The sequence below is a fragment of the Niastella vici genome (genome assembly GCF_002077945.1).
Taxonomy (GTDB): domain Bacteria; phylum Bacteroidota; class Bacteroidia; order Chitinophagales; family Chitinophagaceae; genus Niastella; species Niastella vici.
Genome location: NZ_LVYD01000048.1, coordinates 161,462 through 186,885 on the forward strand (window position 1 = coordinate 161,462; position 25,424 = coordinate 186,885).

Genomic DNA, 25,424 nt, shown 5'->3' on the forward strand with positions numbered 1-25,424 from the left:
ATCAATAGTATGGTAAAGCTCATCCCGCTCTTACTACTCTTCGGCGTGCACGCAGGCATGGCCCAGGACCTTCCAGCAAAATTGCAGGTATCAGTAACCAGCGGGTACGAACAGCAAGACCTGCGATGGTCCATTGCAGGTAATACCAATGGCCAGAACCCGAATATACTGTCAGAACTTAAATGGAAAAACGTTGCCGGACCTGTAACCGGCCTGCATATACAATATAGATTCTTTAACCACTGGCAGTTGGAAGGCGAATATGCGCACCCCTTCTTTTTATCGGGAAAAGTATATGATACAGATTATGGCAGCAACGATCGCACTAACAAAGTGTATGACGAACAGTTCAACGCAGGCAAAGGTGGCGCTGATCGCTGGCAGGCGGGTTTGGCAAACCGGATACCACTCACAAGAACAATTTCGATCACTCCTTCGGCGGGTTATGGCATATTCCATCAAACACTTTATATAGCAGGTAATACCTCCATCTTCAGCAATCTCAACAGCACCTACAAAACAAAATGGGCAGGCCCATACGGGCAGATCCTGTGCTCACTGGCACCAACAAAGAAATTAGGGATGAATGCCGGCATCCGTTATAGCCAGGTGCGATACAGGGCCAGCGCCAACTGGAACCTGATCAGGGAGTTCAACCATCCTGAAAGCTTCCGGCATACGGCTAATGGCTATGGCATACACGCGCATACATCTATGTTATATCGCGCATCGCGTATGCATTCAATAGGTATTACAGGTACTTATTCCTGCTGGCAAACAGGCCGAGGCATTGACGAAATGTATTTGGCCGGCGGCGGATCGCAGCAAACACAATTGAACGAGGTACATTCGGCGGGCTGGCAGGTGAAGGTGGAATGGCGGATATCATTTTATTAGCATAGCTACTTCCTCTTTATTTTTTGAAATAAAAATGAAATTGTCGCCGTAAGCGATAAAGTTAAAAGGGTCGATACTTAAAATTTCTTCCCAAAACTCAGTCACCAATTGTTCATGAAACTCGATATTTTTCATTATTCCAACCTTATCCCAGATTGGATCTGCATTGGTTAATTCCTGCCCTTTGCTCGCTAAGGAAAAGCCTCCATAATTCACAAAATAGGTCATACCGGGAAACCCGGTGGGTGAGGTAAACAAACACCACTGATCATTTCGTTCATAAAAGAGCTCGCTAATATGCCTTTGTGTGAGCTCAGGAGAATAAGCGATCCCATTCACTTCATGCCATCCATTTGCTTTTTCTTCACCCGTCAGGCGCAGCGGGCCACCATCAAAACACACCATTGCCAAATATTTACCAATTAAGATCTTGCCTTGTTTTTTTAGAAAGTCCGAAAAATTAAATGCCTTTACAGGGAATTCGATCCAGTAGTAATTGCCATATTGGCCTAATATGTAGTTTGATTTGTTCATTGTAGCTTTCTCGGTTACCTTATTTCTCCTTTGAGGATTGTTTCATAATTCTTTAATTCCTCAACTGAAAAAGAGTTACAGGGAAGGGCCAGCACCTCACCATAAACTCTTGGGTCAACATTCTCCTTAACTTTTGCAAACTGCGGGTCATCTACAGATTGTAAACGCAACAATTGATTATCTAAAATAAAAGCAAGTTTTCTTCCATTTGCCTTTTGCATAGCAGTATTCAGCGCTTGTGCGCCTGACTTGTTCAACCAGATAAAAAGACACCAGAATATCTTTTCGTGAAACAAGTAAGCTTTTTCAAAGCTGGCTGCAGTTACAATAGGTGCAGGTTCAATGTTATAGCTTTCACTGGATTTAACAAGCTGCCTTTTGTATCCTGTTGCTGTTTCCGAAACGAAATACCAGCCTGTGTAAAGCACACTATCAGGATTGTTATTAATAGGATGCTCAGGAGCATCATTCGTTTTGCGTTTACCTGTTGCGTCAGAAACATGGCAGTTAACCAGTAATGAAATCAGGATGAATGTTGCTATAATTCTCATTTTATAAAAATACGCAATGCGATCATGCTACCCAAAAACACATTAACTAAAATGCGTATTCGATTCGTGACTACATCAATATAAAAAATCACTAATCGGAATATATTTGCCTGAAGCATTTTTTTATATTTGATTGTTGACATTTTTTTCCATTAAACACTTATTATGAAAAAACTTTTATCCTTGCCTGCAGCCCGCAGATGGCTGTATCCCCTTACTATTTTCCTTTTCTTCTCAATGCCAGGCCAACTGTTGGCCCAACTGCATCCCCTCGGCGCGGTGCTTATGAGCAAATCGGAGTACGACAAATTACCACGGGCCAACTGGGACTCACTCCGGAAATATTCCAATACCGCCACGATTGCGAGCCAATCGGCGCCCAACGCCAGGGCCGGTTATACCATGCTCATCAATCCACCGATAGGCAACCAGGGCACCGAAGCTTCTTGCGTAGGCTGGGCAGTAGGTTATTCAGCAATGGGCATTTTGATGTATCCCCGCTACAATAGCTGGAATGCTGCTGAAAGAAGCCCTAACTATGTATTTAACCAGATCAGGCAGGGTGGAAATGATTGCACCGTTGGCTCCTACCCTACCGATGCCCTGAACCTGGTTAAAACCCAGGGCGATTGCTCCTGGAATCTGATGCCCTATGTCGACGGTGCCTGCACCGTGCTGCCCAATGCGACGCAAATAGCCGATGCAAACCAGCATGTGGCCACGCAATGGACCACCCTGGGCGCCACAGATGTGACCGGAATAAAACAGGCCCTTGACCTCGGCTTTCCAGTGGTGGCAGTTTTCAATGTATATCAATCATTCGATAACATGTGGAGTACCGGCGGAGGCATATGGAACATGCCCAATTCCGGTACCATCCGCGGTAGCCATGCCGTTTGCATCATCGGGTACGACGATACCCGGCAAATGTTTAAAATGCAAAACCAATGGGGCGCTTTTGGGGGCGACAACGGTTATATCTGGGTAAGCTATAACGGTATTCAAAACTATGGCTACTTTTCAGAACTGTATGTGCTCTACGCTGCCAACCAGGCTAGCCCAATGAGCATCACCGGTGATAACGTGGTTTGTACTACCTCTACTAACTATACTGTCAGCAACCTGCCGGCTGGTGCTACCGTAACGTGGACAGCTTCGCCCGCTGCAGTTGCTACCATCAACAGCCCTAATGCTACACAAACCACCATCACGAGCAATGGTACCTATGGTGTAGTGACGCTTACCGCATCCGTTAACATCCCGGGTGGCCCGGCGGTTGTTTTAACATCTACGCCGATATCAGTAAATAAACCGTATCCCGTAGGCATCGCCGGCTATTCTAACCTCACTTATTGCGAGTACTATGATTTTGCGGTGCTGGCAGGTGGTGGATCCTCCTATCCCTATTACGGAACGTTGCAGGTATCGGCTTATGGGGCTACTTCTTATTCGTGGAGCGTTCAAAATTCTACTAACATGTACTGGTCTAACCTGGGTGGCGGTGCTGTATCTGCCGCTTCCAAACTCAGCAACGCGAGCCTGACGCTTCTTTGTCGTGCTTCTAATAGTTGTGGATCCACATCGCAATATTTTTATTTTCAACCGTTGGTCTGCAACCAGGCAAGAATGGCTACGCCGGTCGCAGAATCGAACACCAACGTATTGTTGGTGGTTTATCCCAATCCGGTCACGGACAAACTCACCATTACCCTGCCAAATGATCTTATTGCCGGCCATGCCGCAATAACCATAACAGATATCTATGGCCGGCAGGTGCAACGGCAGGAAGGCGTTTCCAATAAAACCACGCTTTCTGTTGCCTCGCTGGCGCCGGGGATCTACATGGTGCAGGTACATTCGGGCAACAAGCTGTTGATGACAAAGAAAATAGTGAAGAACTGACAATAGTAACGGCTGCCTTTTAATATGCAAATGCCTATAGCCGGTACAGGCTATAGGCATTTGTTTTTGGCAGATGCTGAATATAAAAGCTTGCCGTTGTGTGCAAATTATTAATAGGTTGCATCTTCTAAGAAAGATAATTCATGCAAAATATTCTTTCATTTTCTGCTATCCTCAAACTAATCAATTCCTGGACAGCGTTTGTTATAATCGTAGTTTGTATGAATAGTTGCCAGGGTAAAATACCAAGGAAGCAGTGGGCCTTTGCAAGCGTTAACCCCACAATCGCTAACAATGCCATTTATAGTCAACTGGATAAGGAGAACGAAGTTTTTTCAATCTATGAAGACCGGGATTCTTCGAAAAAAAGGACAAGTGGTGTGGCTTATTTCACCAAAGGACACGTGAACCTTTCCGATAGTAATGCCGCCAGGTTCAATAACTGTCGGTCCTATTTCTATCATGACATTTTACTTATAAACATTGGAATTGGAAATGGCGTCGGTGGTTACGGGTTTACCATTCATTACAAAGACAGGAAATTTTATACAGAGCCTTATTATATCACTGACATAGTTATTCCCGACAAACCCGAGCCCAATTTTGAAGTTGTCCGTCTGCAGAAGTTATTGACCCGTCAAAACTAAAAGCGAAATGATATTTTGCCAGCTGCTTCTGCTGCCCGTCTAACGAGTATTGTTGTCCTGCGGAAACCCAATCAATAATATAGCCATTTACCCAATCTATCGTTTGTAAAAAATTGGTTTTGATGGTTCGTCGTGTCATAAATACTACCGAATTACCTCATTTGATTTAACCGGAAAGAATAATGCGATGTGAGTTGGTCTTTTAAATAATTTAATGCCATCTGAGGCGTTCGACAAAACCGTCCTTCCCGCGCCACTGATATCATCTAACCGGGTCACATACCCGGCATCTATATCGGTAACATAAATGCGGTCGTTCTTATCTATCGCTATTCCAGCTGGTTTTACCAAATAATGACCACTTGCTCCGCCCGGGCCTATGCCTTCAAAAGATTGCATATTGCGGCCATCCATATCGTCAATCCTTACTATTTTGGAACCATCCGGCTTCACATAATAGATCCTGTTCTTGCTGTCTACAGCAACGTCACTTACCGATTGAACCTGACAGCCCCTGCCTCCATATTGTTGCCCGTCGTAGGTCTTCCATCCATCACCATTCATATTGTCGATACGCACAATTCGGTTGTTCCCAAGATCGGCTACATAAATTCGACCGCTTGCATCAATCGTGATCCCAAAAGGATTTTTAAACTGGCCTGCACCCGATCCGGTTGATCCAAAACTGACGAGATTGGTGCCAGACAGATCGTCGATCCGGATCACCTGTCCCAGATCTGCATCTGTAATATAGATCCGGCCCTGTCTGTCGCATGCTATTGCAGTAGGACGTTTTAACGGTCCGGTGAATTTGCCGAATTTTCTCGCCTCCTTAATGTACGGAGGTTGTGAGTACCCAACCCATACTACCTCATAAACATTCCCTTTGTTATCGGCGCCAATTCCCTGCACTCCAGACAAACGCTCTGTTATCACGTGGTTTTTGCCGGTAAAATCTTCCATAAGGAGCATGGGATAAGCCCCATTATCTACATACTCATCATATACATACATGGCAGGTTCCCTTACAATAACAGCAGTATTAATGACATTGACAGGTTTTTGCATTGGTTTTGCCAATTCAACATTTACCTTCTGCTGGGCTATTCCGGTGGAGCAAGTCGTTGAGCATAAAATAACGAACAACGCGTTCGCTACTATTTTAGCAGGTTTGGTTGACATAATATTAAATTATTATACGCCAAAATAAACAAAAAAAGGATATGAATAATATTCCAATGAAAAAGGGCCGCCTGGAACAGCGGCCCCTTCTCACATTATTGCGTGTGACCGCCTATTTCACAATTACTTTTTGCACATAACTATTGCCCGCATTTTCAATTTTTACGAGGTATGTTCCTGGTAAATATTTTACCGGAATGTTAATAGTACCTGTGCCGGTTTTATATTGAGCCAGTGTTTTACCAGTTATATCCATTACCGTTACATGTACAGGCGCATTGGCATTGTATTGTTTTACGGTAACAGTTAAAGCTGATCCTTTTTGTACCGGGTTGGGGTAAATTCCTCCTTGGGTGCCCCCGGTAACAAAATTCAATGCTGCTGTTGCCACCCTTGTACCTGTTGCAGTAACGATGCCATATTTGAACTTTTCCCAGCCCTGAATGCTTGTACGGTTACAGTTCATAGCCTGTGCGCCATTCTCTGAACTTACATACAAGCCATTGTTGCCACGCAACGAAATGGTACTGTCTGCATTTACCAGCCAGTCAAACTGCTCCCAGCCCTGTGCAGTGGCGCGGTTGCAGGTCATGGCCTGCGCACCATTTTCAGATGACACAAATTTATTCATGCTCTGCAACGTTACTTTTCCATTACCGGCGTCCCCTACAATAAACTGTTCCCAGCCCTGGGGCACAGTGCGGTTACAATTCATGGCCTTTGTACCATTTTCTGAACTTACATACAATGCATTATTGCCCTGAAGCCAAATTGTTTTTCCTATGGGGGCTGTAACAACTGGACCACTACCACTCCTGTTCACTACTACTTCATGAATAGCCGATACCAACGAGTACTGGCCGCTTACATCACCCGAAAGTTCCCACATCATAATACCCCCGCCCTGATCAAAAGCAAGGTTGGTTTTATTTTTAATGGTAGTAATTCCATTATACCCTTTCCCATTGTAGGTATCTGAATAAGGGTCAGCCCCCTGGGCCAGCAATTGCGCATACGTTTCCCAGGTAGGGCGGCAGTAAAAAGGAACGCCCAGAATGGCTTTGGCAGCCGGCACACCTCTTCCGCGCCAGTAATTCATACACTCAACCGCCAGGTTGTAGGTAGAATGCTGGTAATCATTGTCGTCATATGCCATAATGGTCAAATAATCAACCGTATCGAAAACGCCGGTCACAATGTGGGTGCCATAATTACCGATAACCGCAATAGTGCACAGCTTTCCATTGTTATGCATGGTAGCTGACAGCTGTTGCATCATGAGTAAGAAATTATTGGCTTCTGTTCCGTCAGATGGGTATTCCCAGTCAATGTCTATACCGTCGAGGTTATACTGGTTGGCAAAAGCCAGCATATTATTGGCAAAGTTGACACGGTTGGTTGCGCTGGCTACTATTCCATGAAAGCCATCTCCTCCACCCCCACCGCCTACTGAGACCAGCACTTTCACCCCATTGGCGTGCGCAGCGGTAACCAGGCTTTGCAGCTTCGAAGGGTTTTCAATGGACTGATACCCGCCATTGGAAGTGGGTATCAAAAAAGCATAATTTACATGTGTTAATTTGCTGAACTGGATATCACTTACCGAACCGGCCCAGGTAGGCAGGTATCCTACTACTTTAAACTGCGCTTCTGCCGGTGTCATTAGTGATGACAGCAATACCAGCAGCATACAGTACATCATTCTGCATAAACTTGTTTTCATTTGGTAATTGGTTTAAATGTATTATGAATGGTATTAATGCATTGGAAGTTTATCTTAAAACTAATTTTATGGCGGCAGGTTGCCCGACAATAACCTGCCAGGATTCTTCATCATGTTTTCAATTTTAATGGTTAACAAAAAACGTATACTGATTTACGGGGATGCTTAGGGGGATCAGTGCGAAGGGGATGCAAAGATGCAATCAAAAAGGGGTGGATGCCAAAATTGAGGGTACGTCAAAAACTCTACAGCAGAAAACGGCTGTATGATTATCAGCATATTACAAAACACTCGCGCGTACTATATTACGTAAACAGATAAAATCCTCAACTGGTAACCGTAATTAAAAAATCGTACAGGTTGATGTCGTTCGAAGTAATACCCAGTTTTTTGCGCAGGCGGTATCGCCCGGTTTCAACCCCGCGAATGGAGATATTCATCAGCTGGGCAATTTCCTTGGTGTTTAAGTTCAATCGAAGATAGGCTGCCAGTTTTAATTCGGAACTGGTAAGTGCGGGACTATAATCTTTAAGCTTTTTCAAAAAATTAGCGTGCACCTGGTCAAAGTGACTGGTGAACTGCTCCCATTCCTGGGTAATGTCGAGTTCATTGTCAATTAAACGGATGATCTTTTCAAATTCTTTGGAACCGGCTTTGAACCCTTCGTTATTTCTAAATTCGTTCAGATCAACTTTTATTTTTGAAAAAACGCTCACTTTTCGAACGAGGTTCATGGCGGTAGAAGCCAGTTGCGCCTTTTTATGCTCAATATCGGCATGCAGTTTTTCGTTCGTGAGCCGAATGATCTCCTGCTCATTTTTACCCCTCTCCAGTTCGTGAAACAGCTTCAGTTGCTTTTGCTGTTCTTCATATCGCTGTTGTTGTTGCAGCAGTTTTTGTTGTTCGCGGTGACGAAATTGCTGCTGCTGCCATTTATAAAACCAATACATTATGCCTGCAAACACACAGAAATATAACGAGTAAGCCCACCATGTTCTGTACCAGGGGGGCAAGATGGTAAAGGAAAAGCTGGCAATAGCCGATTCATTATCAAAGTTACTCCGGCTTTTTACCTGGAATATATAGTGGCCGGGCGGCAGATTGGTAAATTCCCGCTCTGATTTGTGGGTCCAGGCACACCAATCCTCATCCAATCCTTTTAAAAAATAGCTGTAAGAAATATGCTGCTGTTGACCGTATAAAACTGCGCTACATTGAAAATTCAACGAGTTGAAGCGGTAATTTATCCTGGGTTCCAACCATTTTTTCCCGGGCTCAACATAGCCGCCATACAGGAGGTTTTCTTTTTTACCGGCCCGCTGCACCATCCTGATAAATGTAGTTAGCTGAAATTTACTTTTTTTATAACGTGCATAATTAAGATGAAAGAACCCTCTTTCAGCGGCGATCAACACATTGTTACTGTCGATAATATTTATATGTTCAAAGCCATCGGGCATGATCTTATCATCTAATTCCGGAATGTATATTAACCGGGGACCTCCACCCGACCGGTCAATTACCCCCACCCGTTTGTTGCTGCAAAACCAGATATTACCTGCCCCGTCTTCCTTCAGGTAATCGACCCGCAAAGTGCCAAACAGCTTATTAAAATAGCCGGAGGGTACAAATTCATTTCCTGTGGGGTCCAATTCAAAAATACCATTGTCGTTTGTCAGCACCACCCTGCCTGCAACCGGGTACAGGTGGTTATTGTTTTTAGACAGGATCATTTTACGATCACTGTAACTCGTTGCCACCGGCCTTTTTTGTTCGTCAAAAGAAACCCTATACAACCCTCTGTAGGGATGAAGGGCCCAAATGGTGTTATTATTCTTTACTACAAAACGGGCCGACTCAAACGGTACGTACACATCGGAATAAATGAAGCGATTGTTTTTATAATTGAAAAAGCTAATGCCGTTGTAAGTACCTGCCGCAATCACCGAAGAAGGGAAGCTATCGTTTAATGGAAGGAACGTCCAATAACCGGTTCCCTCATTAACAGGCACGGCTTTGTTGCCGTTCACCCAAAAAGCGCCTTTGTTATGAGCCAGCAACAATTGTCCGTTCACTTCCGAAACATTCCAAACCTGGCCCTTTGAGTTTTCGACCAGCGTAAATGAGCCAATGGTAAAACTAAGATCTGTACCGGCAGCTGACAGGCCCGTGCTGTATAAACCACTTGAAGTACCGAGGTATAACTGGTTATTGTGAACAATAGAGCTGGTTCCGCTATTCCGGTCAACAGGTTCGGGAAAAATATTTTTAATAGCGTTATTCCAGGTAATACAAACAATACCATTATCAAGCCCCATCCATAGATTTTGGTCCCTGTCGAGGTAAATGCATAAAACATTGTTGGTTTGAACACCTTCCCTGATTGTAAACCGTTGTATAAATTTTCCTTCTTTATTTATAATAACACACCCGCCGAGACTGGTGTTCAGGGCGATCTTATCGGGTGACAGCAGGCGGGCGCCGGCTATGTTACTGGCAGCGATCTCTTTAATATCCCTGCTTTCAAAACGCACCAGGGTATCATTTTTCAGAATAAACAAACCATGAGCTACAGAAGTAATTAACAGGCTGTCTTTCCCAAAATGAGTTATACTTTTTATTTCAACATTTGCGGGCAGGCTGCCGGTCTTAATGCAGGGGATCCATTGGCTGTTCTTAAAACATACCAATCCCTTTTCGAAATCATAGGCCAGTAGTTTGCCATCGGCATAGTCTAAAAATCCCCAGTTAATGCTGTTGTATACTTTAATAGTATGGCCATTGTACTCGAATATTTTTTTACGGGAACAGAAGAAAATATGTTGCTGCACGATCTTTACATTCCATACATCTGTGAAATCATAATCACCAGGTTGCAAGCCGCTTCGCAAAGAAGTGTAGGTTAGTTCGCCATTTTTGTCCGGATAGAAATAACCAAATTCCTGTTGTGCGCCAACATATATTCTGTCATCCCTGTCAATTGCCAGGGACCGTACGGTAGTAGCATTGGGAAGTGAATAGATGCGCCAGAAAGTACCATCGAAGCTGAGCAGCCCATTGCTGTTGGCGAAATACATAATACCGCGGCGGTCCTGTGCTATATCGCCATTTTGCCGCCCGGCTTTATAATCCTGCTTATAGTAGTTTAAGATAGTAGGAATACCGATCGTATTCTGTGCCCAGGTCAGTTGATTAAGGCATAAAACGGATATCAATAAAAATACTTTTTTCATAGGTAACTACCTGACAATTATATAGCATCATCTTTTGCACGGGGGATTATAGTGGTAGCTACGGAGAGTTATGGGGGCAGGTTCTATTAAACTTTAAAAACAAATATAGGTTGCTGATAGAAATTGCCATATTGGCTTGATAACTTTATTTGTTAACATTTCTGTTTTCAATGCCCGGCTTCAAACATATATTGATTAATGAGATGCTTAATGAATAAATTCTTCGTTAGCGACTTTATCAATTCCTTTCATTCATGGAACCGACCGGCTAATGAATTAGCTCAACGACACCTTTTCTTTCAACCAGGTTACCCATATAGTCAATGCCTGCTGCTTTCCAAACGAAGGTATTTGTAGTTTGCGAAGCTGCATTCACCATCCCATTCCATCCCACATTAGACCGGGTAGAAAAAAATACCTGTTGTCCCCATCTATTATACACCGCGAAGTAACGGAATTCCTTTATTCCAACTGGTATTGCTTTCAATACATCATTACGGCCATCGCCATTTGGCGTAAATGCATTGGGTACATATATTTCAGGCCCGGGATACACTTTTATGTTGATATTGTCCATATCTGTGCAACCGGCCGGAGTAGTGGCTGTTATGGTATAGCTGGCAGGCTGATCAATTGATAGAACCGGGTCTTTTACTAATGGATTGCTTAAACCCAAAGCCGGGGACCAGCTATAGTTTGTAAATCCGCTGTTATTCACATCTACCGCATTTAACTGAAATGAGCGATTGGCCATGATAACTGTATCGTTTCCTGCAAACACTTTGGCAGGTGGCGTTACGTTTACGGTAACGGTTGCAGGCTGAACAGAGGAGCAGCCGTTTGCATCAGTAACAGTAAGCTGATAAGTAATGTTTTCAAGAGGTTTGTTAACTGCAGGGGTATAAGAATGAGGATTATCCAGATAAGTGGCCGGTGTCCAATAGCAGGTAATACCTCCGCTTCCCTGTAAAGCAGTACTTTGGCCATAACATATCGGTGGCACGATATCAGCTATAGCTTTAGGAGCAGGATTTACGAATACTATAACCGAATCTTTTTGAGTACATGGGCCAAGAGTGGCGGTAACATAATACTTTGTAGTAGTGGCAGGAGATGCTACAGGATTGGGAAGCGAAGCATTGTTCAACCCTGCGGAAGGCGTCCACACAAAGCTGTTGGTATTTGAAGTGGCCGATAAAGCACTGCTGGTTCCTTCGCAGATGGTTATAGCTGCACCTGCATCAACAACAAGATTATTAGTAAGTGGTACCATGATGGCTGAAGATATTATACAACCATTAGCATCTTTTACACTGGCAGTATAGGTGCCTGACGGCAGATTGTTAAACATATAATTATTACCAAACACCGTACCATCAATACTATATTGCAACGGCAAGGTGCCACCAGTGCCGTTTATAGTTACCATACCATCGTTGTTGTTGCAACTGGCCGCAGAAGCGCTTACTGATAATTGGGGCCCGCTGTTAAAGCCTATTATAATAGTGGTGGTATTGGTAGCGCCTGTTGCGTCTTTTATTGTAACCGTATAAGTTCCTGCTGCCAGTTGTGTAAAGGTGTTGCCTGGTTGAAAATTGATCCCATTAACCGAGTACAGATATGGTAATGTTCCGTTACTGCCTGTGGCGGTAATAGTGCCATTGGCTAACCCACAGTTTGCACTCGTTCCTATGGCCGATACAGCCACACAATTCCTGTTAACCTGTGCACTTATTGATTTGGATTGCCCGGCACCGTCTTTCACCGTTAAATAATACGACCCGCTTGGCAGGCCTGTAAACGTGTTGCTGACCTGAAAGTTGATCCCATCTATCGTATAGGTATATGGCGGTGTGCCGCCCTGGGCAGTTACCGTAACAGTGCCATCGTTTCCACTACAGGTTTCATTGGTAGTAGTGACAGCCGGTGAGCAGGACGACAGGATTGTAAATACAAATATCCGTAAATTGCCTGCAGCATCTTTAATATATACCGGATAAATGCCGGGCCCAAGATTATTAAATGTACCATTACCTGTATAATTAATACCATCCAAAGAGTAGGTGTATGGAAGTGCTCCTCCTGAAGCAGCTGCAATTATGCGTCCATCATTTTGGCAGGCAGAGGCAGAGGCCGAAGAATATCCCAAACCAAAAAAACAGGGACCGCCGCCTCCTAACGCATATTTATATGAGCCTGTACAGCCGTTTGCATCTTTCACAAAAAAAACATATTCGCCCGGCAACAAATTAGGGAATACATTACCCGCCTGGTAATTTACACCATTCATGCTGTAAGTGTAAGGAGGCGCTCCCCCACTTGCGGCCAACGTTACAATGCCATCCCTCGTTGCACAGGTTGTTGGTATTGTAAAACCTGATACCTGCACAGATGGTGCCGAATAGGTACCGGATATATATATCGATACAGTTTGAATAGCGCCTGTTGCATCTTTAACAGTAAGGGTATAATAGCCTGACGCAAGACCAGTAAAATAACCTATAGGATGAGGACCTGAGTTATTAAGGTCATAGCTATACGGCGCCGTTCCATTACTTGCGTGCGCAATCATGCTGCCATTATTGTTACCACACAAAGCTCCCGTTGAAGTAACGTTTACTGTAATATTGCTGGCTGCTCTGGCAGGGTTATTGCCAGCTGTTTGACCTATTCCTTTATTTATGTACAAGAGGCAACAGCACAGGATAAAAACCAGGACTTTCTTACAGGAGGGCATTGGGGATAACAGATTTAGGGATAATTATTTCTTAATATGATGTAGAAAAGCACGGAATTGATAACATCAATAAAAATCATGGCAAATTAAAAGAACCGGTGGGCATTGTCAAATTATTTGAATGGGTGTGCTGATTTGACCAATAGGTGTGTAGTTTTTGGCAAAAACTGCGTAATCAAATCATCTTGTTATTGACTGTAAATAAGAAAAACTAACCCGTTCATTAGTTTTTACGGTAAGTAGGTAAAATCTCCCCGCTTTACCCGCAAACAAGGTTTGTGAAAGAAAAACAGGAGGCGATAGAGAAAACAATTAAAATGATAGAAGATAGACGTTAGAAAAGAGCCCTGCTAAAAGCGGGGCTTTTTTATGTCATTAATGTTATGGGTATTAGTTAAATAAAAAGGGCTCCAATGAAGCGCGCTGAATTTATCACATTTTTCAGCCGGTTTATCACATTTTTATTATATACCGTGTAAGCATTTGTATCAACTAACACTAATCCATCAGTTTCGCGCAATAAGATCTCTAAATTTGACCGTACACAGATCAATATTAACCATCATACCATACCTATTGGGACTAGGACTACGTATGCCCAATGTATACAGGATTTTTACTGAGGTTTTACAGGTTAGCAGGCATTATGCCTTTTTACCTTATCAGTATAATATTTCCCTTTTGATTAACCACTTTACCGTTGTAATCGACACCCTGCACCATGTACACAAAGTTTTCGGTTGATTGCCTGTTGCCACCAACGTTACCATCCCAGCCCTTGCCTACCTGGTTGGTACTGAATACCAACTGACCCCAGCGATTATAAATCCTGAAGAAGTTCAGTTGCCCTATGCCCACCAATACGGGACGGATCACATCATTATGCCCATCGCCATTAGGTGTAAATGCGGAAGGCACAAAGATATTGGCCCCGGTTTTAAATACCCGCACAGTAACGGTATCATAGCCAGCACAACCGGCGGCGGTAGTAGCACTCACTATATAAGTAATATATTCCAGTGTGTTGGCAATGTAGGTAGCAACAGGATTGTAAATATTATCATGGTTCAATCCAGTGGCTGGTGTCCACTTGAATAAATTGGCATCCCTATTATTAACAGTAGTGGTTAACTGCAATGGTTGGTTGATCACTACAGAGGTATCATTACCGGCATCTACAATAATAGGTAATGTCACTTCTATATGGAAGGTATCCCTGAATTCATTGGGACAGCCGGTATTGTACACGCTTAGTACAACATCTGTTGTAACAAGTGGTGTAGCGGTGGTGCGCATAGTATATGGTAACGAAGGGATCACGCCGTCGCCCGTACCTGTTAAAATGGCCGTATTGCTCCAGGTATAACTGGTACCCGCGGTAATAGTTGTATTCAATATAGCTGGCTTGCCATAGCAAATAATGGCAGAGTCAGGATCGATAGTGGCCGCAGGCATATTGGCATTAAAGAAGTGCGTAACAGCCACGTTACTCGTATCAAGCGGACACACGCCACTTTTCACAATTGTTCGATAAAATATTGTTTGTGTAACATTTCCTGTATTGTAGCTGGTATCCTGATATACAGGTGAAAAATCGGCCCAGCTCACACTGTCGTACGATAGCTGCCAGTTCACCACGGCGCCTGTATAATTAGTTAAGGTAAGCGTAGGACTGATGGCTTGTCCGGCGCATACATTTGTATTACCGGGTTCCAGTTCACCGGCATCAGCTTTGGCATCTACAATAACTGTTGCCGCGCTACTGGTATCAATACTACAGGATCTTCCGTTTTGTACCACTGCCAGGTAGTGTGTGGTGGTAGTAAGATCCTGTGCAGTATAATTATCGGCAGTAATAGCTATCTCCTGCCAGTTAACGCCATCGGTTGAGGAAAGCCATTTCAGCACATTTCCTGTTTCGCCGGATAGCGTAAGCGTTGCCCTGTTGATGCCGGAGCAGATAGCAGTATCCCCTTTTACCTGACCGGGCACGGTAGCCGGCGTGGTAGTTACAGCAATGGTATCTCTTAGATCAGCGCAACCATTTACTTCATGGTTAATTACATTACCATCTGTAGCTCCTATTGTTGCTGTAATAATATTGGTATTGGCGCCGGATACGATGGTCCAGCCGGCAGGAACTTCCCAATTGTAGGTAGCACCCGCCAGTGCCGGTACTGAATACGTTACGGTGCTATTGATGCAGGCAGCCGTTTCACCACTTATCTCCAACCCCGCACAGGTATTACGCAGGGCAATATACGCATAAGCAAAATGTGCACCGGCAGCACAATTATCAGCTTCAAAGGTGAGCGTAACCTGCTTACCACGGTAAGGCGCCAGATCAAAAGTAACTTCAGTCCATCCTTTTGTCCATACATCATACAACCAGGTGCCATTTACGTTGTTGGTTCCCGAATAAGATAAAAACGGAACAGCACTATTGGTAAATCCATTTGCAATTGCCTTAGCAGTATCCAGTGTAGCGCCTTGAGTAGAACCACCGCCCGTATTGGTGCCATTATTCAAAGTAGGCAAGTAGTAGGAAGGCGAAGCACAGGTAATCACACTATCGCCCGTACTTAAGGTTGCTTTAAAAAGAGGTTGTTCATTTGAATTGTGTGTGCCGTTCTCCAACACCATGGCGTAAGCATAGGTCATGGTATAAGCATCAGTAGTAGACCCCGCAGGCACGTTAATAGTATAGGTAACGGAACTGGTAAAGCCACCCGGGTTGCTTTGTTGCGAATTATAATCGTGCGAGTTCGCTGTTGACCCCAGTTGTATAGAATAATTATACGAATAACCGTTGATCGCAGGAATTGTTGTAAAACCACCATATGGATCTGTACCGGCGGAGGTGATCACTCTTATCCCTGTTTTCGAAATAGCATATTCATTAATAGAGGAAACACCCGTATTAGGAGCAGGATAATTTATTTTGGCTCCTTTTACGAGACCGGTTGCGGCAGCCCAATTAGACAGATCACCTGTATTAAAGTTAATATTCGTTGGGCAAGTATGTGTTTGCGAGAAGCCAGGGACCGCTATTATTATGACAGCTATGCACAAAAAGTATTTCATCCTTGTTTTTATAGGAGCACAATTTTTTTGTATCCTGTAATACGTTCAATTGATTGCCCTGGTTGGCAGGATACTTATTTTTCTACAGCTCACGGATCATTTATCGACGACAACGGCAAAATACTCGACGAAACGGGTAGGCGCACTTAATGTGGAAACCTTCCCTGGACATTTTTTGTTTTATTGTCGAAGATCATTCGCCGGCCCTTGAAATATGGTTGGGGGGCTGACAGTAGCGAAGCACTGATTTTTTTGAGTTCCGGGAAGACTCGTTAGAGGGTATAGTTCGAAGTGGCATTTTAAAATCTGTGAATTGTCGAGGGAGATAATAAGCCCTCCCGAATTTTATGGGAAGGCTTAACGGAAACATGTAATAAGCAGGTTAATTAAATTTTAAAACTGCCAGTGCAATGATTCCCAAAAACAGCAATAGTTGAATCGTGTAAAAAATAGCGATTTTAGGTACTGTCATTTTTATCACGGTAGCGCTATCGGGATTATTTTCAAAAAAAGCGGTCTTTAACTTTTTTAGTTGCTTGTTCCCTATCAGAATTTCATTAAGCGGCAGCAGCAGAATAAGGGACAGTTTTAGCTGAAGCCATAGCATTTGCAAGAATACCCAACCGGTTATAAAGGTAAGTCCAATACCGGAAAGGATCAGCAAAATACCGCCTATTCCTTTTACTGGGGCCAGATTCGACAAGAGTTGTAAAAGACCTGTTGAGCTTTCACTTTTTATGTTAAACCTGTTTATGAAAGCACGAAAAGTGACGAAAGAGGCAACCGTGGTTCCGACCATCAGTATCAAACCGGAAAGATGCATAATGAGCAGTAACTGTCGCAACATTTGTGTATACATTAGGTTATTTTTGTATGTTTATCTAAAATAATTCCCGACAAAACGAAGTTCCCGGCAGGTTGTTCCATTTTGTTTTTTATGAATTACCTGTTTGTAGCACAAAGTTCAGAAATGAAAAACGGCTGGTCGTTCACCCAGGTTAATTAATTCTTTCCAGACATTCTTTTTCTGATGCGACTTAGTGATTGCGGCTTTATTCCTATGTAAGAGGCGATATAATATTGTGGTATGCGCTGTCCGGTATCAGGGAATCTCGTAAGGAAATTTTGATAGCGAAGTTCAGGAGGATCGTTGTACAGTGAGTTTACCTGGTTGATTAAATTTACATATACATCTTCAAGGCCTAGCCGCCCAAACCTTTCACCATATTTCACCCGCTCATAAAATAGCTGCATATTATTATGGCTGATGAAATAAACAGTACATGTTTCCAATGCCTGAATATTAATTTTGGATGGCTTTTGAGGCAGGAAGCTGGCATAGTCACAAACGAATTCACCTTCCTTATTAAAATAGCTCGTTTTTTCCTCGCCATCAGTAATAGCATAATAACGAACCAACCCCTGTTCAATAAAAAAGATGTTTTTGCATACATTTCCTGCCTGAAGCAGGTGTTGACCCTTTTGCATTTTTTCTACGCGAAACAAAGACCTGATGATAGCTTCATCATCAGAAGAAAGCGGAATGTAATGTCGAATGGCTTTGAGTAGCATATCCATATTCAAATATACACGTTTCTCTAACTTTTCAGCCACACCGAAATGCCTCATTGAAGGCTGACTTACAGCCTTTTCCATTCTTGTTTCTATTACAGGGCGAAAAGAAATACCACTGCTGTAATGCAAGATATAATGGCAAAAAACAGCTCGCCGGGAGCCTTTGATTATTGTATAGACCGAGATAATCAGTGACAATTAACAGAATGGTATTTGAGTAATTGCTAAACCGGTGCGGCTGCCCCAACACTATTGGCATTCCCCCGCCAGATTAATTTAACATATCCTATTCCTGTTTGAGCAACCGGGAGGTTTCATTATTCGTAGTAGGTTATAAAGATTGTATATGAAAAAGCAATATTTAATACCATTGCTTATCATGGGGGCATTGGTAATAACCCTTGCAATACGTTGCAGTAAAGGGAGTTCGTATGGATCGTCTACTAATAATAATTCTAATAATACAAGCTCTAACACTCCCACGGTAACTATGCAAAATATGAGTTTTTCAGTAGCCAGCCTTACTGTTAAAGCAGGCACTACTGTTACCTGGACCAACAATGACAATGTAACGCATACTGTTACAGCAGATGACAACAGTTTCAACAGCGGCGACATTACAGCAGGGCATTCCTATACGAAAACATTCAGCGTACAGGGTACTTTTCCCTACCACTGTATATACCATTCTATGATGAAAGCTACTGTTATCGTTAATTAGATCCCTGGAATGCTCAACACACCACAGAATGAAGGCTCACATTGTTGTGAACCTTCACTCTGTGGAGTCTGCCGGCAGATTATCGGGCTGAGGTTTGCCCACAACACCCAGGCGCTCATATTTAAGTTAAGTAGTTGAAAGTTTTTGATTGTGCCATAAACTTAAAACAATTGCCATAAATAACATTTTCATCAACCAGTCTCCAGTATGCACCAACCCCAGTTTCCAGGGCATATTATCCCAGATGATTGCGCCTGCCATACCAACGGCATGAAAAGCCAGCCATAATAAAAAAATTAATTTTACCGATTTTTTCCAGTCAGCAATTGCTAAACGGGTTATAAGTAATGCCACCACATAAGAAGCGATGAGTTCGCGCAGTGGGGCAAAGATCATTGTCCATGATGGTGCAGACTGAACAGGAGCATGACGGTATTCCATCCAGATCTTTCCGAAGACAAAAGGGCTATACCAAATCAAGCTAAGAATAAAAGCGATAATGCCGGTTACAATAACGGCCCGGTAATTTATTGAATGCGATTTTGTGTTCATGGTTATTTGGTTTCGGATGATTAAAATAAAAGCAGTTAAAAGGCTATTGAATGTTGTTACATACCTATAACAACTGAAGGAAGGCAAACTGGACAGAAGAAGGAAAAAAATTAGCATGAGCACCCTGATATTCTAAAAAGCGAAGGTGACCGGTATATAACCCGGAATACTGCAATTTTGATCTTTTCAAATTAATTTGAAGTAAATTGTGTTCTATACGACACATGCAAAACAAACTTCAACAAGCCTACGGCAATATCGACATCTATCTGTTTGACCAACTGCTGAAGGGTCGTTATGATAACTGTAAAAAATTGTTGGATGTGGGCTGCGGCAATGGACGAAACCTGGTTTACTTTTTACATAACGGTTACCAGGTCTTTGGTGTTGATCCACAACCACACGCTATTGAAACAGTCAGGGAGTTATCAGCTGCATTGGCCCCTGATAATCCCCTGGAAAATTTCATGGTTTGCGAAGCTGAAAATTTGCCATATGACGATGCCGCCTTTGACTTGATCATTTGCAGCGCGGTATTGCACTTTGCAAAGGATGTTCAGCATTTTGATACCATGCTGCGGAGTATGTTCCGGGTTTTAAAACCAGCGGGGTACTTTTTTGCCCGGTTAGCATCGGATATTGGGATAGAGCACCTCGTAAAACCATTAGGCAATGACCGCTATTTACTGCCCGATGGCTCAGAACGCTTTTTAGTTAATGAACAGGTGTTGTTAAAATATACCAACGAGTTTGGTGTATTATATGAACCCATCAAAACCACTAACGTGCAAAATATGAGGTGCATGACTACCTGGTGTGTTCAGAAGCGCTGAGATTGATCAAAATGGTCGAAGCAGGTATTTACGGGTTCAGTCAGCACCGGATCAACCGGCCAGGGTTCTTCTTCCAGGTTAAGGGATGCTCCTATAGCAGTTAACATACAGGCGTTGGCTTAATACGGTGTCTCGCACAATCGCACCGCCAACAAAATGATTCTCATTACTTTGTAATTTCCTCTGATGTGGAGGAGCGGTAATGATGGCCATACCGGATTTTGTACATTCGGGAAAATGAAGTCGGAATGCAGTTTTCCCCATCTGATATTTTAAAACCTTATGTGAAGAGCTATACTTTGATCTCGATTGACAGGGATTTGACAGATGAAGTGTTTTATCCCAGCGGCTATGTTGATCTGGTCATAAATGTTTCAGCGGGTAGTGCCTTTACGCTCATCGATGGCCGTAGCAGGAAGCTGCCGGGCGTTGAGTTGCTCGGACATCTTACATTGCCTTCCAGGCTTTCGGTTACAAAGGGCACATCTGTATTGATTGCCAGGATCTATCCATATGCCAGCTCACTCTTCTTTACTGATTCCATGTGGGAGTTCACCAATTATGCCACAAATGCTTACGGAATATTTTCGAATGAGATCAATGATGTTTATTACAGTTTGATGGAGGCTGGTTCTATTGAACAAAAGGTTGCGCTGCTGGACAGGTTCCTAATTGGGAAACTCATTAAGAATGAAAAGCAACATAGGAAGTCTACAATTATCGGGCAGATCTGCAAACATATTTGTTTGACGGGAGAAAAATACGACAGTAAAACAGTATCATCTGGTTACGGGCTTTCAGAAAGGTATTTGGAAAAATTGTTTGTAGACCTGGTGGGCATATCACCGCGTGCCTTCTTTTCAGTATATAGATTTAATAAAAGCCTTGACCTGGTCCTTTCATCTGGCCGCAAGTTAACATCGATTGCCTATGACTGTGGGTACTACGACCAATCTCATTTTATAAAAGAATTCACGAAATTCACAGGGATCACGCCTTTTGAAGCAAGGGCTTCGCTCCTGACCAATGGAGAGGAATTCCAGCAGGTGGTCAATATAGGCTTTTGAGGAATGATAAGCATCCCTGGAGATGCCTATCATGATTTTTACTGTTGGGGCGCACGATTGCTGCTAAACATATCCCGATGCATTTTCCAACCGGCGGCAGTCTTTTTCCAGATCACCATCACCTTTCCCTCATCTAATTTATTATGGTTAAGGTCAAATAATTCATAGTTGCTTTCTTCTGTGACGAAGTCGTTCCCTTCGCCGTAAATATGCTGGATTATAAAATTGCTATGCACTTTCGGGCCGTTTTTGAAGAAATTCAGAATATTGTCCCGGCCGCAAACGGGGGCGGAATTAGGAGGCAGGAGGCAGGCATCATCTGTGTACCTGGTTAAGATGGATCCATCGCCTTTATTTGCCAGATCGGAATAAATGGCATTACTGGCGATGATAGCTTTTCTGGCCTCCTCCAATTGCTGGTCTTTTTTTGACTGAGCCTGGCAAATGCAGGTTGCCAGGAGCGATACTGAAAGAATGATCATTTTCATACACTTATTTTTGACAAAATAACTTCCCCTGGAGGACCGAAAATTGTAAGATTCCGCACAAAATGGGAGGAGATGGGGATCAAACCAGCGTATGGGTATAAAAAGAGCCATATTGCTGTGACTTTTTTCGTGGAGCCAATCAGGTTTAACAGAAAGAATACGAGTCCTATCCACCCGTAAAGCTTAAACCGCCGTATATCAAATAATTTGCTCATGCATTAATTCGGTGGACTAAAGATCGGTAAATCTTTCCCTTTTTCCTATGCTGCGTACCTGGTTGACCTGGATCTGCTGTCTGTTTACCATAATACGCTGTTTGCTGACAGCCCCTCATTGCATTTGATTTAATTGTTGATCATTGTATCGGCGACATCCGGAAAACCACCTATTTAACCTTTAAAAAAGCAAAACATGGGCAAATTGATTCAATTTGGCGAAACTGTAAAGGGATACGATACTCCAGTTCTTAATGAAAGAGAAATCAGAGCCGCCGTGGGAATATTATTTCTGGCAACCTATACTTCGTTAATGCTTATCATTTTTAAAAACAATTTTATTCTGATAAAATATGTCGTAACCTTATCTCTTCTCGATTTTCTCATACGGGTATGCATCAATCCCAAATTCTCTCCTACGCTGATCATCGGACGGTTAATTGTACGGAATCAGGTACCCGAATATGTGGGCGCGCAGCAAAAAAAGTTCGCCTGGATCACCGGAGTGTTTTTGTCGGCTATCATGTTCGTTTTCTTTGTGATCGTAAATGCATACAGCCTCATAACAGGTATCATCTGCCTGATCTGCCTGGTATTCCTGTACTTTGAATCGTCATTCGGCATTTGCCTGGGTTGTAAATTCTACCCGATCTTCCATAAAAAGAAAGCGCAGCTTTGTCCCGGTGAAGTGTGCGATATAAAGTCGCGGCAAAACATTCAAAAAACTTCGGTAACACAGTTACTCGTATTGGCTTCCTTTATCATATTCCTGTTCTTTACAGTACGGTTATTCAATGACCGTTTCAGCAAGGAACCCTATGATTTGTTTGGAATTTCTGCTACTGCCAAATCCAAATGAATATGACCTTATTATCCTTACACCCAAAAAACGTCCTGGAGGAGTACTTCTCCGGCTACCGGAAAAACATTACCGGCGATCAACAAACTTTCGAATCTCCATTTGGAAAAAAACGGATCATCTATGCCGACTGGACGGCGAGCGGCAGGGCCTATCAACCCATTGAGAAATATATACAGGATGAGATACTACCTTTTGCGGCCAATACACATACAGAGACGACCATTACAGGTTCCCTGATGTCGCAAGCTTATGAAACCGCAAAAAGCATTATAAAAGCCCATGTTAATGCGAACAATGAAGACGTGCTGATCGCTTAGTGAAGAGTATAATATGTAGACAGTGTAAGGCATAAAAAAGGCTCACTCAAATTTTATGCATATAATACCCTCACTTTATCGTTAGGTGAATAGACTTAAATATTTGACGATCAAATCGCCTTTAAAGGCTATTGTTGGAAAATATTGATGCTACTTACCAAAATTTCCACCAGGGTTTATATCCTAAATTTCGTAAACCAATTTTCAATGCGGACCTTACATAAGGATCGTCATCTAAATTATTTTTGGGATATTTTTCACCAGCAATTTTGAATTGCGCCCGAAAAAGCCCAATTTTTATACGCTCAAATATCCATTCTACATCATCTTCAGAAATATGAAATTCGGATTGAATGATCTCCATTACTTTTTCTTCATCTTTCAATCCAGTATCCCAAAGGCTTATAATCCTTTCCGCGATATTATCTGGGTTCATTTTCATTACTTGCTGGTATTATTATAATTCCAAATTTATATCGCCATTCTTTTTCATCATGCCATTCGTACAAATATATAAAGCGTTGCCGACACCTTTTCTGTAAATTTCTTATCCTTGCTTTCATAGTGAAAAAATCCTATCATTAGGGCAAAACTAATTGAAAGGATTTTCACAGTAGTGAAACGTGGATCTCCTTATGAAATTAGGTTAGCGGCTTAAATTGTTTTGGTACCTGCTTCCGGTTCCTTGGACAGCTTCGTTGCGTCGCAATCCGTTCATCGTCCATCTCACGGAGCAGCAACCTTTTTTGCAGTCAGTGATGATCTTAAGCAACGAGTTTCTAAGGTCCAGGGTACTTTTACAATAATTTACAAAGTTTACATTTGAATTTACAATCCTGACCCTTCAAGCTGAAAGGATCAAAGTAGTTTCGCTGTATCAAACTTTAATAGGATATGAAAAATAAAAGAAATGTTTTGTACAGCCTGATTATCATGCTCGCAGGAGTAATCTATTTTCCCGTACAGGCCCAACAAAAAAATGGCGCTCAGGATACCGTTGAAACCAAAGACGTATCCACTTCCCATGGACCCAACAGCTTTGTTCGCACCATCAAGCGAGATCGAAAGGGGAACATTTGGCTTGTTTCAAACGAAGGTATTATCCGTTACGATGGAAAGTCTTTTACCAATATTACCAGTAAAGTGAGTTCAGCCCGCTTCTGGAATGTTCTGGAAGATCGAAAAGGAAATCTTTGGTTCGGTACCAGAGATTCAGGTGTTTACTATTACAATGCCCGCCTGAATGACGGAGTCGGGCAGAGGGAATCCCTGCCTACCGGACAGGCAGGCTTTCAAAATTTCACAACCAGGGATGGGCTTGCTAATGATCGGGTTGGGAATATTTATGAAGATAAAACCGGTAATATTTGGTTCGGCACTGAAAACGGAGTAAGCCGTTATGATGGGAAATCCTTTCAAAACTTCACAACCAGGGATGGGCTTGCTAATGATCGGGTTGGGAATATTTATGAAGATAAAACCGGTAATATTTGGTTCGGCACTGAAAACGGAGCAAGCCGTTACGATGGGAAATCCTTTCGAAGTCTTAAAATGAAAGAAGCCCCTTCTGTCACTTCTACTGATTCTTTCCATATTTCAGTTTACCAACATCCGATTCCAGAAGATAGTTGGATGCATAATGCTGTTAATTCTATCATTGAAGACAAAACAGGAAAACTTTGGTTTGGCACAAGGGGCTATGCCTCCGTTTATGATGGAAAGACATTTACCACTATAACCAATAAGGATGGTAAATCTTTTGCAAATGTCCGTTCGATAATCAAAGATAAAAAAGGCAATATCTGGCTGGGGGCTTTTGATGGCCTTTGGCGCTATGACGGCAGTACATTTACCAATTTTACTCAAAATTTTGTTGGATATATCTACGAAGATAGAAAAGGAAATATTTGGACTAATTCACAAAGAGCTAATAATGGCGGGTGGGTACTTTCCCGCTATGATGAAAAGTCATTGACCAATGAAAAGCCAACTGTAACCGAAATAACAAATAAACCAATGATCTCCGGGATTTTAGAGGACGATAAAGGAAATATTTGGTTTGGCGCATCTGATGGAGTGTATCGTTATGATGGAAAGACCATCACGGACTTTAAAAGTAAAGAGGGTCAGAAATAAGCTGTATTGCCGACAATTTTAAGATGGAATTGTGCTTCAGGCGGTACATTTTCGGCAACGACTAGGGGTCAACATTTTTTACTCGGTGGTCTTTTAATCAATATACATAATTTACTTCATCGAGCCTGAAGGTCTTCGCGGTCTTCAGGCTTTTTTTATTCCTACATT

21 protein-coding genes are annotated in these 25,424 nt (G+C 42.7%); 9 read left to right on the forward strand and 12 right to left on the reverse strand.

The window, feature by feature from the left end; translation table 11 throughout:
• Positions 1 to 9 precede the first annotated feature (9 nt).
• Positions 10 to 897: a hypothetical protein gene (locus A3860_RS18530; protein WP_081148295.1), complete on the forward strand. Its 888-nt coding sequence runs from the start codon at positions 10 to 12 to the stop codon at positions 895 to 897.
• Here A3860_RS18530 and A3860_RS18535 read toward each other — a convergent pair.
• The gene (locus A3860_RS18535) at positions 886 to 1,431 is read right to left on the reverse strand and encodes a hypothetical protein (RefSeq protein ID WP_081148297.1); all 546 of its coding nucleotides are present in this window, start codon (positions 1,429 to 1,431) and stop codon (positions 886 to 888) included. The two genes, A3860_RS18530 and A3860_RS18535, sit on opposite strands and share 12 nt — an antisense overlap.
• Positions 1,432 to 1,445: 14 nt before the next feature.
• Positions 1,446 to 1,982, reverse strand: coding sequence for a hypothetical protein (locus A3860_RS18540; RefSeq protein ID WP_081148298.1), 537 nt, complete (start codon positions 1,980 to 1,982; stop codon positions 1,446 to 1,448).
• Between the two features lie 165 nt (positions 1,983 to 2,147).
• Between A3860_RS18540 and A3860_RS18545 the strand changes: the two genes are divergently transcribed.
• Positions 2,148 to 3,884 carry a T9SS type A sorting domain-containing protein gene (locus tag A3860_RS18545; protein ID WP_081148299.1) on the forward strand — a complete coding sequence of 579 codons (1,737 nt, stop codon included), beginning with the start codon at positions 2,148 to 2,150 and terminating at the stop codon, positions 3,882 to 3,884.
• Between the two features lie 221 nt (positions 3,885 to 4,105).
• The gene (locus A3860_RS18550; RefSeq protein WP_081148301.1) at positions 4,106 to 4,531 is read left to right on the forward strand and encodes a hypothetical protein; all 426 of its coding nucleotides are present in this window, start codon (positions 4,106 to 4,108) and stop codon (positions 4,529 to 4,531) included.
• Positions 4,532 to 4,675: 144 nt separating this feature from the next.
• On the opposite strand, the gene A3860_RS18555 is transcribed toward A3860_RS18550, so the two are convergent.
• From A3860_RS18555 to A3860_RS18585, 7 genes are all read right to left on the reverse strand, one after another.
• Entirely contained in the window at positions 4,676 to 5,713 is a 1,038-nt protein-coding gene (locus A3860_RS18555) for an NHL repeat-containing protein (protein ID WP_143774170.1), read from the reverse strand.
• Between the two features lie 112 nt (positions 5,714 to 5,825).
• Complete coding sequence (locus A3860_RS18560) at positions 5,826 to 7,436, reverse strand: glycosyl hydrolase family 18 protein (RefSeq protein WP_081148304.1); 1,611 nt, start codon at positions 7,434 to 7,436, stop codon at positions 5,826 to 5,828.
• A gap of 326 nt (positions 7,437 to 7,762) precedes the next feature.
• Entirely contained in the window at positions 7,763 to 10,669 is a 2,907-nt protein-coding gene (locus A3860_RS18565; protein ID WP_081148305.1) for a triple tyrosine motif-containing protein, read from the reverse strand.
• A 268-nt stretch (positions 10,670 to 10,937) separates the two neighbouring features.
• The gene (locus A3860_RS18570; RefSeq protein ID WP_081148307.1) at positions 10,938 to 13,406 is read right to left on the reverse strand and encodes a T9SS type B sorting domain-containing protein; all 2,469 of its coding nucleotides are present in this window, start codon (positions 13,404 to 13,406) and stop codon (positions 10,938 to 10,940) included.
• Between the two features lie 654 nt (positions 13,407 to 14,060).
• On the reverse strand, positions 14,061 to 16,490 hold the full coding sequence (locus A3860_RS18575) for a T9SS type B sorting domain-containing protein (RefSeq protein WP_081148309.1): 2,430 nt from the start codon (positions 16,488 to 16,490) through the stop codon (positions 14,061 to 14,063).
• A 382-nt stretch (positions 16,491 to 16,872) separates the two neighbouring features.
• Positions 16,873 to 17,349 (reverse strand): DUF2214 family protein, encoded by a 477-nt coding sequence (locus A3860_RS18580; RefSeq protein WP_081148310.1) that lies wholly within the window; start codon positions 17,347 to 17,349, stop codon positions 16,873 to 16,875.
• A 143-nt stretch (positions 17,350 to 17,492) separates the two neighbouring features.
• Positions 17,493 to 18,146 carry a Crp/Fnr family transcriptional regulator gene (locus tag A3860_RS18585; RefSeq protein WP_245843571.1) on the reverse strand — a complete coding sequence of 218 codons (654 nt, stop codon included), beginning with the start codon at positions 18,144 to 18,146 and terminating at the stop codon, positions 17,493 to 17,495.
• Between the two features lie 298 nt (positions 18,147 to 18,444).
• Between A3860_RS18585 and A3860_RS42120 the strand changes: the two genes are divergently transcribed.
• Positions 18,445 to 18,786 carry a cupredoxin domain-containing protein gene (locus A3860_RS42120; protein ID WP_081148375.1) on the forward strand — a complete coding sequence of 114 codons (342 nt, stop codon included), beginning with the start codon at positions 18,445 to 18,447 and terminating at the stop codon, positions 18,784 to 18,786.
• 126 nt (positions 18,787 to 18,912) lie between these two features.
• Here the strand turns inward: A3860_RS42120 and A3860_RS18595 are convergent, their stop codons facing one another.
• Positions 18,913 to 19,338, reverse strand: a complete 426-nt coding sequence (locus A3860_RS18595; protein WP_158085304.1) for a DUF1761 domain-containing protein — start codon at positions 19,336 to 19,338, stop codon at positions 18,913 to 18,915.
• Between the two features lie 224 nt (positions 19,339 to 19,562).
• Between A3860_RS18595 and A3860_RS18600 the strand changes: the two genes are divergently transcribed.
• Positions 19,563 to 20,171 (forward strand): class I SAM-dependent methyltransferase, encoded by a 609-nt coding sequence (locus tag A3860_RS18600; protein WP_081148313.1) that lies wholly within the window; start codon positions 19,563 to 19,565, stop codon positions 20,169 to 20,171.
• A gap of 248 nt (positions 20,172 to 20,419) precedes the next feature.
• A complete protein-coding gene (locus A3860_RS18605; protein ID WP_081148314.1) occupies positions 20,420 to 21,238 on the forward strand; it encodes a helix-turn-helix domain-containing protein in 819 nt (272 codons plus the stop codon).
• 38 nt (positions 21,239 to 21,276) lie between these two features.
• Here A3860_RS18605 and A3860_RS18610 read toward each other — a convergent pair whose 3' ends face one another.
• Positions 21,277 to 21,726, reverse strand: coding sequence for a YybH family protein (locus A3860_RS18610; protein ID WP_216823467.1), 450 nt, complete (start codon positions 21,724 to 21,726; stop codon positions 21,277 to 21,279).
• Between the two features lie 411 nt (positions 21,727 to 22,137).
• Here A3860_RS18610 and A3860_RS18615 point away from each other — a divergent pair, with 411 nt between their 5' ends.
• Together A3860_RS18615 and A3860_RS18620 are read left to right on the forward strand one after the other, a co-directional pair.
• Complete coding sequence (locus A3860_RS18615) at positions 22,138 to 22,800, forward strand: DUF4395 domain-containing protein (protein ID WP_081148316.1); 663 nt, start codon at positions 22,138 to 22,140, stop codon at positions 22,798 to 22,800.
• Between the two features lie 2 nt (positions 22,801 to 22,802).
• Positions 22,803 to 23,120 carry a hypothetical protein gene (locus A3860_RS18620; protein ID WP_081148317.1) on the forward strand — a complete coding sequence of 106 codons (318 nt, stop codon included), beginning with the start codon at positions 22,803 to 22,805 and terminating at the stop codon, positions 23,118 to 23,120.
• A 154-nt stretch (positions 23,121 to 23,274) separates the two neighbouring features.
• Here A3860_RS18620 and A3860_RS18625 read toward each other — a convergent pair whose 3' ends face one another.
• Positions 23,275 to 23,562, reverse strand: coding sequence for a hypothetical protein (locus A3860_RS18625; protein ID WP_081148319.1), 288 nt, complete (start codon positions 23,560 to 23,562; stop codon positions 23,275 to 23,277).
• A 452-nt stretch (positions 23,563 to 24,014) separates the two neighbouring features.
• Between A3860_RS18625 and A3860_RS18630 the strand changes: the two genes are divergently transcribed.
• Positions 24,015 to 25,256, forward strand: a complete 1,242-nt coding sequence (locus A3860_RS18630; RefSeq protein WP_245843573.1) for a ligand-binding sensor domain-containing protein — start codon at positions 24,015 to 24,017, stop codon at positions 25,254 to 25,256.
• Positions 25,257 to 25,424: the final 168 nt, after the last annotated feature.

Excerpts from the sequence above, each read along its gene's own strand:
- A3860_RS18530 (WP_081148295.1), top strand. The coding sequence starts at position 10 with ATGGTAAAGCTCATCCCGCTCTTACTACTCTTCGGCGTGCACGCAGGC.
- A3860_RS18535 (WP_081148297.1), bottom strand. The coding sequence starts at position 1,431 with ATGAACAAATCAAACTACATATTAGGCCAATATGGCAATTACTACTGG.
- A3860_RS18540 (WP_081148298.1), bottom strand. The coding sequence starts at position 1,982 with ATGAGAATTATAGCAACATTCATCCTGATTTCATTACTGGTTAACTGC.
- A3860_RS18545 (WP_081148299.1), top strand. The coding sequence starts at position 2,148 with ATGAAAAAACTTTTATCCTTGCCTGCAGCCCGCAGATGGCTGTATCCC.
- A3860_RS18550 (WP_081148301.1), top strand. The coding sequence starts at position 4,106 with ATGAATAGTTGCCAGGGTAAAATACCAAGGAAGCAGTGGGCCTTTGCA.
- A3860_RS18555 (WP_143774170.1), bottom strand. The coding sequence starts at position 5,713 with ATGTCAACCAAACCTGCTAAAATAGTAGCGAACGCGTTGTTCGTTATT.
- A3860_RS18560 (WP_081148304.1), bottom strand. The coding sequence starts at position 7,436 with ATGAAAACAAGTTTATGCAGAATGATGTACTGTATGCTGCTGGTATTG.
- A3860_RS18565 (WP_081148305.1), bottom strand. The coding sequence starts at position 10,669 with ATGAAAAAAGTATTTTTATTGATATCCGTTTTATGCCTTAATCAACTG.
- A3860_RS18570 (WP_081148307.1), bottom strand. The coding sequence starts at position 13,406 with ATGCCCTCCTGTAAGAAAGTCCTGGTTTTTATCCTGTGCTGTTGCCTC.
- A3860_RS18575 (WP_081148309.1), bottom strand. The coding sequence starts at position 16,490 with ATGAAATACTTTTTGTGCATAGCTGTCATAATAATAGCGGTCCCTGGC.
- A3860_RS18580 (WP_081148310.1), bottom strand. The coding sequence starts at position 17,349 with ATGTATACACAAATGTTGCGACAGTTACTGCTCATTATGCATCTTTCC.
- A3860_RS18585 (WP_245843571.1), bottom strand. The coding sequence starts at position 18,146 with ATGGAAAAGGCTGTAAGTCAGCCTTCAATGAGGCATTTCGGTGTGGCT.
- A3860_RS42120 (WP_081148375.1), top strand. The coding sequence starts at position 18,445 with ATGGGGGCATTGGTAATAACCCTTGCAATACGTTGCAGTAAAGGGAGT.
- A3860_RS18595 (WP_158085304.1), bottom strand. The coding sequence starts at position 19,338 with ATGAACACAAAATCGCATTCAATAAATTACCGGGCCGTTATTGTAACC.
- A3860_RS18600 (WP_081148313.1), top strand. The coding sequence starts at position 19,563 with ATGCAAAACAAACTTCAACAAGCCTACGGCAATATCGACATCTATCTG.
- A3860_RS18605 (WP_081148314.1), top strand. The coding sequence starts at position 20,420 with ATGCAGTTTTCCCCATCTGATATTTTAAAACCTTATGTGAAGAGCTAT.
- A3860_RS18610 (WP_216823467.1), bottom strand. The coding sequence starts at position 21,726 with ATGAAAATGATCATTCTTTCAGTATCGCTCCTGGCAACCTGCATTTGC.
- A3860_RS18615 (WP_081148316.1), top strand. The coding sequence starts at position 22,138 with ATGGGCAAATTGATTCAATTTGGCGAAACTGTAAAGGGATACGATACT.
- A3860_RS18620 (WP_081148317.1), top strand. The coding sequence starts at position 22,803 with ATGACCTTATTATCCTTACACCCAAAAAACGTCCTGGAGGAGTACTTC.
- A3860_RS18625 (WP_081148319.1), bottom strand. The coding sequence starts at position 23,562 with ATGAAAATGAACCCAGATAATATCGCGGAAAGGATTATAAGCCTTTGG.
- A3860_RS18630 (WP_245843573.1), top strand. The coding sequence starts at position 24,015 with ATGAAAAATAAAAGAAATGTTTTGTACAGCCTGATTATCATGCTCGCA.